This window comes from Streptomyces sp. NPDC048606 (genome assembly GCF_040650855.1).
In the GTDB taxonomy this organism is placed as follows: Bacteria; Actinomycetota; Actinomycetes; order Streptomycetales; family Streptomycetaceae; genus Streptomyces.
Genome location: NZ_JBEZIB010000015.1, coordinates 44,399 through 56,194 on the forward strand (window position 1 = coordinate 44,399; position 11,796 = coordinate 56,194).

An 11,796-nucleotide genomic window follows, 5' to 3' on the forward strand; every position below is an offset into this window, starting at 1 on the left:
CGGGGTGGGGGCGCCGGCGGTTCGGATCGGGCGCGCGGGCCGACGGCGGTCGGCGGTCGGCGGTCGGCGGTCGGCGGTCGGCTGGGGTCAGCGCAGGAAGCCGCGGGCCTCGCCCCAGCCGGCGGCGAGGTCGGCCTCGGTCTGGTTGAGGCGGGCGGTGACCACCTGGTCGAAGCCGTCCAGGAAGTACTGGTCGCCGGGGGCCGGTTCGACGCGGGCGCCGCCGTTGACGAAGGTCTCGACGACCTGGGCGAGGGAGGTGTCCGGGCCCACCCGGCCCAGGACGTAGCGGGGGGCGCCGGCCAGGCCCGGGAAGCCCGATTCCCGGTACGGGTACACGTCGCCCAGCAGGTCGACCTGGACGGAGGCCTGCGGGTGCAGGGTGGGGCGCATGTCCTCGGGCATGACGCGGATGAGTTCGGCGTCGGCCCCGGCGCGCAGGCTGTGCAGCGCGTAGCCGTAGTCCACGTCGAGGGTGGGCACGCGGGCGGCGACGCGTTCCTCGAAGGCGCGCAGGGCGTCCTGGAGTTCGGTGCGCTCGGCGAGGGTGAGCTTGCCGTCGGGCCGGCCGCTGTAGTCCTCGCGGAGCTTCAGGAAGTCGACGGGGCGGCCGGGGGCGGCGGCGTCGAGTTCGGCGATGAAGTCGACGAGGTCGAGCAGCCGGTGGGCGCGGCCGGGCAGCACGATGTAGCTGAAGCCGAGGCGCATCGGGCTGTCGAGGGCGGCCCGCAGTTGCTGGAAGCGGGCCAGGTTGGCCCGTACGCGGGAGAAGGCGCCGCTCTTGCCGGTGGTGGCCCGGTACTCCTCGTCGTCCAGACCGTACAGGGAGGTGCGGATGGCGTGCAGGTCCCACAGGCCGGGCTGGCGCTGCCAGGTGCGGTCGGTGAGGGCGAACGCGTTGGTGTACAGGGTCAGGCGCAGGCCGCGGGCGGCGGCGCGGGCGACGAGGGTGCCGAGCCCCGGGTTGGTGAGGGGCTCCAGGCCGCCGGAGACGTACATGCGGTACGGGTCGTCGGTGGGCACCTCGTCGATGACGGAGGCGAACATCTCGTTGCCGGCGGCGATGCGGTCGCCCTCGTAGCGGGCGCCGGTGACGCGGACGCAGAAGTGGCAGCGGAACATGCAGGTCGGACCGGGGTAGAGGGCGACGATGTCGGGGACGGTGGGGCGGCCCGCGAGAACGGCGTCGAACACGCCCTTGGCCTCCAGGGGCAGGACGGTGTTGGACCAGTACTTGCCCGCGGGTCCGTCGGTGACGGCGCTGCGCAGGGCCGGTACGCGGGCGAACTCCGCGAGGAGGGCGGTGAAGGCCTCCCGGTCCACGCCCAGGCGCCGCCGGGCGGTCTCCAGGGGGGTGAAGGGGTGGTTCCCGTAGAGGCGGGCCAGCTCGACGAGGCGGCGGGGGGTGTCCGGGTGGGGCGGGGAGCCGGCCGGGCCGGTGGGGTCGGTGTACGGGTCGGGCGTGGACAGCAGGCGCCCGACGGCCTCGCGGGCGGCGCGGACGTCGGCGCCGGGGGCCGCGCAGCGCGCGACGGTGCGGGCCGCGGCGGCGTAGGCGGCGAGGGGGGCCGCGTCCCGGGCGGTGGTGGTGTTCATGCGGGACCCTTCCTGTCGGTGCGCCGGTGGCGGGCGGTCAGCTCGGCGCCGTGCGCCACGGCGAAGCGGATGGTCTCGCACAGCCGGCGGACGCTCTCCGGTCCCACTCCGGGGCCGGTGGGCAGGGAGATGGTCCTGGCGGCGAGGGCCTCGGTGTGCGGGAGGGCGTACGACTGGCGTGAGCGGTAGGGCTCCAGGAGGTGGCAGGGGGGCGAGCCGATGGGGGGCAGGACGAGGACGTTCTCGGCGCGCAGCAGTTCCATGAGCAGGTCGCGGTCGAGGCCGGTGGTCCGTTCGTCGACCTCCAGGACGGTGTACTGGTGGTTGTGGCGCTCGGCCGGGTCGGGGAGGGGCAGGGTGAGGCCGGGGACGGCGGCGAGTCCCTCCCGGTAGCCCTCCAGGCAGGCCCGGTTGGCCTCGACGTAGGAGGGGAGGGCGTCGAGGGAGGTCAGGCCCATCGCGGCGGCGGCCTCGCTCATCTTGGCGTTGGTGCCGCCGGCCGGGGAGACCTCGTCGAGGCCCTTGCCGAAGTTGGCCAGGGCGCGGACGCGGGCGGCCAGCGCGTCGTCGTCGGTGACGACCGCGCCGCCCTCGAAGGCGCCGACGACCTTGGTGGCGTGGAAGCTGAAGACCTCGGCGGATCCGGCTCCGCCGACGGGGCGGCCCTCACGGGTGCAGCCCAGGGCGTGGGCGGCGTCGAGGAACAGGTGCAGGCCGTGGTCGGCGGCGAGCTTCTCCAGGGCCGTGGTGTCGCAGGGCCGGCCCCACAGGTGGACGCCGACGACGGCGCTGGTGCGGGGGGTGACGGCGGCCCGGGCGCGGTCGGGGTCGATGAGTCCGGTGCGGGGGTCGACGTCGCAGAAGACGGGGGTCAGGCCGAGCCACTGGACGGCGTGCGCGGTGGCCGCGAAGGTCAGCGACGGCATGATCACCTCGCCGGTCAGGCCGGCGGCGCGGACCAGGAGTTGCAGGGCGCTGGTGGCGTTGCAGGTGGAGACGGCGTGTCGGGTGCCGGCGAGGTCGGCGACCCTGGCCTCGAACTCCAGGGAGAGGGGGCCGCCGTTGGACAACCACTGGTTGTCCAGGGCCCAGTCGAGGCGTTCGTGGAGGCGGCGGCGGTCGACGGGGTTGGGCCGGCCGACGGAGAGCGGCCGCAGGAAGGCGGCGCGGCCGCCGAACAGGGCGAGGTCGTCCACGGTGCGCTTGAGCCCCCCGCGCGGGGCGGGTCGGGCGGGCCCCGCGGTGGGCCCTGCGGTGTGCGCGGCGCTCACGCGCGGCGGCCGACGAACAGGCCGCGGCCGAGCGCGCCGCTTTCCGCGAGGTATTCCACGGTGCAGCCGGCGGAGCGGAACGCGGCCTCGTATTCGGCGCGGTCGAAAAGGCGGAGGGGGTAGTCGTCGGTGAAATGGTGGATTCCGGTGTCCGGGTCGGCGACGGCGAAATGGACGGTCACCCGGGTTTCCCGGCCGTTTCGGGTGGTGCGGGACAGGCGGGCGACGGCGCGGCCGGAATCGGTGATCGTGGCGCCGGCGACGTGGCCGTCGAGGAAGGTCTCGGGGAACCACCACGGCTCGATCACGATCACCCCGCCGGGTTCCAGGTGGGCCGCGAACCGCTCCAGGGTCGCCTCCAGCCCGGCCACCGAGTCGACGTGCCCGATGGAGCTGAACATGCAGGTCACGACGTCGAAGGTGCGGCCCAGGTCGAAGTCGCGCATGTCGCCCTGGTGGACGGGGACCTCGGGCAGCTTCTCGCGGGCCACCTCGACCATGCCGTCGGCCAGCTCGACGCCCTCCACGTGGGCGAAGAGGTCGCGGAAGGCGCGTAGGTGGGGTCCGGTGCCGCAGGCGACGTCGAGCAGGGAGGCGGCGTCGGGAAAGCGTTCGGTGACCAGTCGGCGGACTTCTTTCGCCTCGGCCGCGTAATCCTTGCCGGTGCCTTCGTAGAACGAGACGTAGATGTCAGCGAATTCTTTGCCGTACATGTATTCCCCAATGGCGTCGTTGTCCGTCTACTCTCGGGCCCCGGGGAAAAGCGGCGCAGCGCCCTGTCCCGTCCTCCCCGCATCCGACCGTCCCATCAGGCATCGCGGTGGGCATCTCCTGGATTGCCGAATCACCGGCACGGGGCGCGGACGATCGAACACCAACGGAGGGGAACGCCATGGGGAAGTACGCGACGGCGGCGAGGGTCAGGTCGATGGCGCTGGTCGCGGCGCTGTTGTGGGGGGTCTCGGCCCCGGCGCAGGCGAGCGGTCCGGCGGGCGGCGCGGCGGGTGCCTCCGGTGGGGCGGCCGCCGACGCGGCGGGGCGTCAGCGGGCGGGCTGCCGGGCGGCGTTCGAACGGGACTGGAGGAGCTACAACCGGGCCTTCGACGGCCGGGACGTGGGCCGGTTGATGGGCCACTACCTGCCGGACGCCTCGAAGGTCGACCCCGACGGCAGCTACCACCAGGGCCGTCCGGCGGTCGAGGGTCTCTTCCGCGAGCTGTTCGCGATGGAGTTCACCAGCGACTTCCGGGAGCTGCGCCGCACGGTCGTGGAGTGCAGGACGGCGCTGATGGTGGTGGACTCGACGCTGGTGTTCCCGCAGTGGGGGCACACCGAGCGGTTCACGTCGGTGCTGTCCTTCACCTACGAGCGCGGCCAGTGGAAGGTGATCGCCAACGTCAGCTCGCCGGCGGCGACACCGGCCGCGGCGCCCACGGCGGGCTGAGGCCGGGGCGGGGGGCGAGAGTCGGGGCGGGGGCCGGGGCGCAATCCTGAAGATGCCGGGCGGGTCCGCCAGGTGGCACGGTCTGGCGAGGGGGCCGGACAGGGCAAGGGCGTTCGGTGTTCCGCCGTCTTCGCATTGTTTCCGACCTGCGAGAAAGGCCAGCGCTCATGACGACCGTCGTTGCAGAGCAGTGGGAGATCAACGTCTCCAAGCATGGGGACGAGCGGCTGAGCGGGCCCCGCGGCCCGTGGTGGTTCACCGGCAGGCAGCCGGTGGCCCACGAGTGTCCGGGAGTCGAGGCCGACGGGCGCATCACCTCGCTGCCGCTGCCCGACCTCTCCTCCTGTGACCGCGCCTCGGTGCTGGACTACTTCGACAACTCGTGGGCGCTGACGGAATCGCTGTTCGCGGGGCTCCAGACGGCGGAGGCCTTCTACCGGCCCCCGGCCCACAACCTGCGCCACCCGATGATCTTCTACTACGGGCACCCGGCCACCCTCTACGTCAACAAGTTGCGCGTCGGAGGTCTCCTGGGCGAGGCCGTCGACGGGTACCTGGAGCAGGTCCTGGAGACCGGCGTCGACGAGATGTCGTGGGACGACCTGTCGAAGAACGAGATGCTGTGGCCCTCCGTCGCCGAGGTGCACGCCTACCGGGCGACGGTCTACCGGTTGGTCCGCGCGGTCATCGAGGCCACCGACTTCGCCCCCGACCTCGGTCGCCCGGTCACGATGCGGGACCCGGCCTGGGCCCTGTTCCTCGCCTTCGAGCACGAGCGGATCCACCTGGAGACCAGCTCCGTGCTCATCCGGGAGCTGCCGCTGCGGCTGGTGGCGGCGCACCCGTCCTGGCCGGCGCCCGCCCCCATGCGGCGTACGGGCGTCGCCGGCAAGCCCACCGCGCGGGCGGTGCCGGAGAACGCCATGGTGGCGATACCCGGTGGTCGGGCGCACCTGGGCAAGCCGGAGTCCTTCCCGTCGTTCGGCTGGGACAACGAGTACGGCGGCCGTGACGTCGACGTCGAGGCGTTCGAGACCTCGCGGTACATGATCAGCAACGGCGAGTACCACCGGTTCGTCACCGACGGCGGCTACCGCCGGCCCGAGCTGTGGTCGCGGGAGGGCTGGGACTGGCGGGCCTTCCGCAACGCCAAGTGGCCGCAGTTCTGGGTGCCGGACGGTCCCAGCGGGCTGCACGCCTACCGCCTGCGCACCACCTTCGACGAGATCGACATGCCGTGGGACTGGCCGGTGTGCGTCAACTACCACGAGGCGAAGGCGTTCTGCGCCTGGCGCGGCGCCCAGGACGGGCGCGACTACCGGCTGCCGACCGAGGCGGAGCACCGTCTGGTGTGCGACCTGCCGGCGGAGCCCGGCCCGGCCGACGACCCGGTGATGCGCGAGGACGGCGTCGCGCTGCGCGAGCGCGGGGTCAACCTGAACCTCGCGTGGGGCTCGGAGTCGCCCGTCGACCACTCCCCCGCCACCTCCCACGGGGTGCACGACGCGGCGGGCAACCTGTGGACGCTGGTCGAGGACACCCTGAACCCGTTGGAGGGCTTCGAGGTCCACCCGTACTACGAGGACTTCAGCACCCCCTGCTTCGACGGCCGGCACCACATGATCCTCGGCGGTGCCTTCATCAGCACCGGTGACGAGGCGAGCGTCTGGGCCCGCTTCCACTTCCGGCCGCACTTCCTCCAGCAGTGCGGCATCCGCCTGGTCGCCTCCGCGACGCCCGGGCGCGAGGAGGAGCCGGCGGCGACCGCGGCCGCCGAGGCGTCCTACGAGGGGCGGGACATGCTCGACCGCTACCTGCTGATGCACCTCGGCGACGCCGAGGAGACCCTGGGCCGGGCGGACCACCCGCTGGCGTCCGCGCACGGCTTCCCGCAGCGCCTGGCGGCCCTGGTGCTGCGCGAGGCCAAGCGTTCGGGCACGCCGCTGCGCCGGGTGCTGGACGTGGGCTGCGCGGTGGGCGGCACCTCCTTCGCCCTCGCCCAGGGCGGGGTGGCGGACGTGGTCGGCATCGACCTGAGCCGCAGTTTCGTCGAGGTCGCCACGGAGCTGGCGTCCGGTGCGGCCGTCTCGTACGAGCGGGTCGACCAGGGCGAGAACCGTACGCGCCTGCGGGCGCGGGCGCCCCGCCCGGCGGCCGGTTGCGCCGCTTCCTTCGAGGTCGCGGACGGGTGCGCGCTGCCCGCTTCGCTCGGCCGTTTCGACGCGGTGGTGGTGGCCAACGTCCTGGACCGGGTCCCGGACCCGGAGGCGCTGCTGCGGCAGTTCACCGAGTCCGACGCCTTCCTGGCCGCCGGCGGGCTGCTGCTCGTCGCCAGCCCGTGGACCTGGTCGGGCGACCACGCGGACCGGGAGCGCTGGCTGGGCGCCCGGCGCGGGGCGCCGACCAGCGAGGTGGAGGTGCGCCGGCTGCTCGGCTACGCCTTCGACCAGGTCGCGGAGTCGGACGAGCCGGCGGTCCTGCGCGACCACTCCCGCCACTTCGAGGTGCTCAACGCCGACGTCTCGGTGTGGCGCAAGCGCTGACGGCACACGGCACACGGCGCGCGGCGCACGGCCCGGGTGCCGCGCGCCGCGCGCCGCTCCCCCGGCGGGGCTCCCCCGCCGGGCGGGCGTCCCTCCCCTTCGATCCCCCTGGAGCGAGCACATGTACGAGCAGCCGGTCGCCGAGGTCTACGACGAGGTCTACCGGGGACGCGGCCGCGACTACGCGGGCGAGGCGAAGGAGGTGCGCGACCTGGTCCTGGAGCGGCACCCCACGGCCTCGTCGCTGTTGGACGTGGCCTGTGGGACGGGAGCGCACCTGACGGCGTTCCGGGACCTGTTCGGCGAGGTCGAGGGCGTGGAGCTGTCCGCCGGGATGCTGGAGGTGGCGCGCGGGCAGCTGCCCGGTGTCGCGGTGCACCAGGGGGACATGCGCACGTTCGCGCTGGGGCGCACCTTCTCCGTGGTGACCTGCATGTTCAGCTCCATCGGGCACGTGACCTCGGTGGCCGAGCTGGAGGCGACGCTCGGCCGCTTCGCGGCCCATCTGGAGCCCGGCGGGGTGATCGTGGTCGAGCCGTGGTGGTTCCCCGGCACCTTCCTGGACGGGTACGTGACGGGCGCGGTGGTGCGCGAGAGCGAGCGCACCGTGGCCCGGCTGTCGCACTCCGCCCGGGTGGGCGGGCGCTCGCGGGTGACGGTGCACTTCGTGGTGGCCGATCCGGTGGCGGGGCTCAGCCACTCCACGGAGGAGTACCTGGTGTCGCTGTTCGAACAGGCCGAGTACGAGGCGGCGTTCCGCGCGGCCGGCTGCCGGGTGGAGTACGTCGAGGGCGGACCGCACGGTCGGGGCTGGTTCGTGGGCGTCCGGGAGGGGGCCCCGGCCGGCGGCTGAGGCAGCGCCCGGTGGGGCACCCGTACGAGCGCCGGTGGGCCGGAGGACCGAAGTCCTCCGGCCCACCGGTGCGTTCGGCGGCGGGACGCGGGCCCGGGTCCGGGCCGCGCGGGGTCAGGCCGGGGCGGGCACGGCGAGCCGGCTGCCCTGGTGCACGGCGGTGGTCAGGGCCGCCCAGGAGGTCAGCTCGACCAGGGCCCGGTCGGTGGGGTGGTGGCGGCGGAACGCGGCGACGTCCGCCTCGGTGACCCGGTACGGGGCGAAGGCGGTCAGCAGCGCGAGGCGGGAGGCGGCCGCGGCGGCCGGATCGGGTGTGCCCGGGGTGCCGGTTCCGTCCCCGGGGGTCCCCTCGCCGGGGAGGGGGTCGAGCCAGGCGCGGTCCGGGCCGGGCGGGCTGCCGTCCCAGCCGGCGAGGCGGGCGCGCAGCCCGTCGCGTACGGGCGCGGGGACCCAGCGGGCCCCGTGCTCGGTCGCGGCCACCGCACGGGCGAGGGCCTGCGCCACCTCGGGGCGGCCGGCGGCCCAGTCCAGGCCCGGCACGGGCGGGGCGGGCGGCAGCAGGTCCAGGGACAGGCCCGGGGGCAGGGGGCCGGGGTCGTCGGCGTGCATGCCCCGGGCGACCGTGCGCATCAGGGGTTCGCGCAGGAAGCCGGGGGCCGCGTCGGGGACGGGCGAGTCGGCGAGGAAGACGCTGACCATGCGGTTGAGGTAGTGGAAGGTGACGGCCACCCCGGCCAGTTCGGGGGTCCGGGCGGCGGGGAAGGGCGGTGCCTGAGCGGCCGGACCGTCCCCGTCGTCGGCCCGGCCCGGCCCGGCCGACCGCGGGTCGGCGCCCGCCCAGGCGGACAGGGCGGCGCTCTCCCCGGGCGGCTGCCGGCGCAGCACGGAGGCCTTGGCCCGGTGCACCTCGACGCAGTAGGGGCAGGAGTTGGCCCGGGACACGGCGGTGGCCACGGTCTCCTTCTCGGCGCGGTCGGCCTCCACGTCGACGAGGAGCGTCTCGCGCAGCAGGAGCCAGCTCGCGGCGAGCGCGTCGGGGGCCGGCGAGTGCAGGGCGAGGGGCGGGGCGAGGACGCCGAAGTCCCGCCGGGCCTGGGCGTAGACGCGGGCCACGAGGCCGTTCGCCCGGCCGGGCGGGACGGCCTTGACGTGGCGGATGTCGCGCAGCGCGCCGCGCAGGACCGCCCGTACGAGGGGTCTCATCGATTCATCGGCCCTTTCGCCGTTCGGGGGTGGGTGGGGTGGCGCGCGCGGGTCGGGAGGGGCGGGCCGCCACGCGGCCGATGATCTCGTTCACCATCAGGCTGCTGGTGTGGAGCTGACGCGGGATCGGCTCGCTCTCGGCGGCACGGCGCAGGGCCCAGCGGTCGCGCTGGGCGGCGTACTGGTCCATGAGCAGGCGGACCAGCGCGGTGGCGGCGCCCTGGGCGGCCTCCGCGCTGTAGACGGGGGAGAAGGCGGATCCGAAGACGTCGACGGCCGGGGCGGTGCCGGCCGCGGGCGGTGGGGCGGGCGGTCCGGCCCCCTCGTGGTCGGGGCCCTGGGGATCCTCGTCTGTTCCCGGGGGTGGCTGCTGCGTGTCGCGCATGCTCTGACTCCCTCCGTGCGCCGGGCGTCGCTGTGAGTCCATGGTTGGGGCGCGCCGCCGCGGCCGGCGTCTTTCTGCGTGCGCAGCTGCGGCGGTCCTCGCGACGGGGGCACGCGGCGGGGGGCGCCGCCGTACGGGGCCCGGCGGTCGGCGTGGGGTCGGGTGCGCGGCGTCTTCCGGAGTGCTCGATCGGTCGGGTGGTCGGGCCACTTGGCCACGTCTCCTTGCGGCCCGCGGGGAGGGTCACTTTGATGCCCTCATGACTGGGAGACCGTTCACCGCGGAGTCCGTGTCCGAAGGCCGCCCCGACGCGTGCGCCGACCGGGCCGGGGCCCCGCGCCGCGCGGTGGCGCGGAACGCCTGACCGGGGCGCCCGGCCCAGGTCGCGCCCGCGTCGCGCCCCGTCCGGCCCGGGCCGGCCCGGACGGGGTCACCCTTCCAGGAGGAACCCGATGCCGATCAGTTCCGCACGTCGCGCGGACCGTCCCGCTCCCTCGCGTCCTTCCCCCTCGCGTCCTTCTCCCTCCCGCCCGACGGGCATCCGTCCCGCTCCCTGTCGGCCGGCGGCACCGCGTCCGGCGGGCCGGGGCCATGTCCCGCGCTGAGCGGGGGGCTCGACGGGGAGCGGCGTCGGGGCGTCCGCGCCGGCCGGTGCCCCTCGCACCGGGCCAGGCCGTCGGTCCGTTGGAGCGGCCGACGGGCGGCGCGCACGTGTGGTTGGCCGACGCCTCGCGCCCGCCGCGCGCGGACCACTCGCCGGCGCGGGTGCTGGACGCGCGGGAGCGCCGGCGGGCGGCCTCGCTGCACCGGTACGCCGACCGGCGGTGCTACATCGCCGCGCACGTGGCGCTGCGCGTGCTGCTCGGCGCGTACCTGGGGCTGGCGCCGGAGCGGGTGCGCCTGGTGCGCGAGCCGTGCCCGTGCTGCGGGGAACCGCACGGCCGGCCCGCGGTGGCGGGCGCCGGGCTGCACTTCTCCCTGTCGCACAGCGGAGACCTGGCGCTGTTGGCGTTCGCCGCCTCGCCGGTCGGGGTGGACGTGCAGGCCACGGGCAGTGGCGCGGAGGTCGCCGAGGAGGTGCGGGGGGTCCTGCACCCGCGCGAGGAGGCGGAGCTCGCGCGCTGTGACGCGGCCTCGCGGATGGACGCGTTCGCCCGGGCCTGGGTGCGCAAGGAGGCCTACCTCAAGGGGCTGGGCACCGGTCTGGCCCGTTCGACCGCGTTGGACTACCTCGGTACGGGTCCCGTTCCGGCGGCCGGGCCGACGGGTTGGCGGGTCGAGGACGTGATCGTCCCGGCGGGGTACGCGGCGGCGCTCGCGGTGCGGGAGCCGGCCGGCCCGGGGGCGGGCGGCCCCGGGGAGCGCGGCCCCGGGGCGGTGGCGGGCGGCCCCGGGGAGCGCGGCCCCGGGGCGGTGGCGGGGCGGACGGGGGTCAGTAGCCCGTCCCGGCGGGCTGCGCGCGCCGGGAGCCCAGGTCGGACAGGGCGGTGAGCACCATCGGCGGGTGTTCGGCGAGGCGGCGCAGCAGGTGGGGCAGCCAGTCGGTGCCGTAGGCGGCGTGGATGCGGCAGGGGCGGCCCGCCTCGCGGTGGTGGCGCAGCAGTTCCGGCCGGACGCCGTGCAGCATCTCGATCTCGGTGTCCCGTCCGACGAGGCCGGCGCGGACCGCCTCGGCGAGCAGGTCGGGGTCCTGCGTGGCCAGGCTGAGGCGCACGCCCCGGTCGACGAGGCGGCGGGCGAGGTCGAGGTAGCGGTCGTCCAGGGCGGGGCCCCGTCCGAGCGCCACCTCGGGGGGCTCGCGGAACTCTCCCTTGACCAGGCGGATCATCCGGCCGGGTCGGGCCACGCGTCGGATGTCCTCCTCGGTGCGGTGCAGGTGGGCCTGGAGGGTGAGGCCCAGGTTGGCGTACCGGTCGGCGAGTTGGCGGTGGACGCCGAGGACGGCGTCGACGGTGGGTGAGCGGTCCATGCCGAGGACGACCTCGCCGCCCCGTTCCTCGGCGGCGGCGAGGATGCGGGCGGCGCGGCGTACGGCGCCGGCGCGGGAGGTGGCCAGGCCGAGTCGGAAGAGGTCGACGCCGAGGCGTTCGGGAGCGGGTTGCCGGCCGAGGAGGGCGAGGTACTCCTCGGCGGTCCTCTCGCCGTGCGCGGCGCCGGCGCCGGCCTCCCCGACGAACTCGGCGGTGACGGCGTAGCCCTTGGCGCGCAGTACGGACAGGGCCTGGAGGAACTCCTCGCGGCCGGGGGCCAGTACGTAGCGCAGGGCGGCGGGGGCGAGGATCTCGCGCAGGGCCGAGCCCGGGTTGCCGGCCGCGGCGAGGCAGCGGGGGTCGGCGGCGAGCACGCGCAGGCCCTCGGCCGCCGCCTCGTACAGTGCGCGCTGGGAGAGCTCCTGCATCACGGCGGCACCTCGGCCTTCTCGTGTGTGACCCCGGGCGGACACGGTTCCGACCCTCAAGGCAATTCGTTGCCATAGCCTGGCAACATCTTGCCTCATACGT

10 protein-coding genes are annotated in these 11,796 nt (G+C 75.4%); 4 read left to right on the forward strand and 6 right to left on the reverse strand.

The window, feature by feature from the left end:
* Window positions 1-87 precede the first annotated feature (87 nt).
* The 3 genes from desII to AB0D01_RS18240 are packed head-to-tail and all read right to left on the reverse strand — an operon-like array spanning window position 88 to window position 3,580.
* On the reverse strand, window positions 88-1,596 hold the full coding sequence (gene desII / locus AB0D01_RS18230; protein ID WP_363056325.1) for a dTDP-4-amino-4,6-dideoxy-D-glucose ammonia-lyase: 1,509 nt from the start codon (window positions 1,594-1,596) through the stop codon (window positions 88-90).
* On the reverse strand, window positions 1,593-2,867 hold the full coding sequence (locus AB0D01_RS18235) for an aminotransferase class I/II-fold pyridoxal phosphate-dependent enzyme (RefSeq protein WP_363056327.1): 1,275 nt from the start codon (window positions 2,865-2,867) through the stop codon (window positions 1,593-1,595). The genes desII and AB0D01_RS18235 overlap by 4 nt, the downstream gene beginning before the upstream one ends.
* Window positions 2,864-3,580 (reverse strand): class I SAM-dependent methyltransferase, encoded by a 717-nt coding sequence (locus AB0D01_RS18240; RefSeq protein WP_363056329.1) that lies wholly within the window; start codon window positions 3,578-3,580, stop codon window positions 2,864-2,866. Before AB0D01_RS18240 ends, AB0D01_RS18235 begins: the two co-directional genes overlap by 4 nt.
* 179 nt (window positions 3,581-3,759) lie before the next feature.
* Here AB0D01_RS18240 and AB0D01_RS18245 point away from each other — a divergent pair, with 179 nt between their 5' ends.
* The 3 genes from AB0D01_RS18245 (at window position 3,760) to AB0D01_RS18255 (ending at window position 7,707) form a co-directional block, all read left to right on the forward strand.
* Window positions 3,760-4,311 (forward strand): nuclear transport factor 2 family protein, encoded by a 552-nt coding sequence (locus AB0D01_RS18245; RefSeq protein WP_363056331.1) that lies wholly within the window; start codon window positions 3,760-3,762, stop codon window positions 4,309-4,311.
* A gap of 167 nt (window positions 4,312-4,478) precedes the next feature.
* A complete protein-coding gene (gene ovoA, locus AB0D01_RS18250; RefSeq protein WP_363056333.1) occupies window positions 4,479-6,854 on the forward strand; it encodes a 5-histidylcysteine sulfoxide synthase in 2,376 nt (791 codons plus the stop codon).
* Window positions 6,855-6,975: 121 nt separating this feature from the next.
* Window positions 6,976-7,707, forward strand: coding sequence for a class I SAM-dependent methyltransferase (locus AB0D01_RS18255; protein ID WP_363056335.1), 732 nt, complete (start codon window positions 6,976-6,978; stop codon window positions 7,705-7,707).
* A 114-nt stretch (window positions 7,708-7,821) separates the two neighbouring features.
* Here AB0D01_RS18255 and AB0D01_RS18260 read toward each other — a convergent pair whose 3' ends face one another.
* On the reverse strand, window positions 7,822-8,910 hold the full coding sequence (locus AB0D01_RS18260; RefSeq protein WP_363056337.1) for a carboxymuconolactone decarboxylase family protein: 1,089 nt from the start codon (window positions 8,908-8,910) through the stop codon (window positions 7,822-7,824).
* 4 nt (window positions 8,911-8,914) lie between these two features.
* Window positions 8,915-9,295 carry a hypothetical protein gene (locus AB0D01_RS18265; protein ID WP_363056339.1) on the reverse strand — a complete coding sequence of 127 codons (381 nt, stop codon included), beginning with the start codon at window positions 9,293-9,295 and terminating at the stop codon, window positions 8,915-8,917.
* A 651-nt stretch (window positions 9,296-9,946) separates the two neighbouring features.
* On the opposite strand from AB0D01_RS18265, the gene AB0D01_RS18270 reads away from it, so the two are divergent.
* On the forward strand, window positions 9,947-10,786 hold the full coding sequence (locus AB0D01_RS18270) for a 4'-phosphopantetheinyl transferase superfamily protein (RefSeq protein ID WP_363056341.1): 840 nt from the start codon (window positions 9,947-9,949) through the stop codon (window positions 10,784-10,786).
* On the opposite strand, the gene AB0D01_RS18275 is transcribed toward AB0D01_RS18270, so the two are convergent.
* Window positions 10,728-11,693: a proline dehydrogenase family protein gene (locus AB0D01_RS18275; RefSeq protein ID WP_363056343.1), complete on the reverse strand. Its 966-nt coding sequence runs from the start codon at window positions 11,691-11,693 to the stop codon at window positions 10,728-10,730. The genes AB0D01_RS18270 and AB0D01_RS18275 overlap by 59 nt on opposite strands.
* Window positions 11,694-11,796 lie beyond the last annotated feature (103 nt).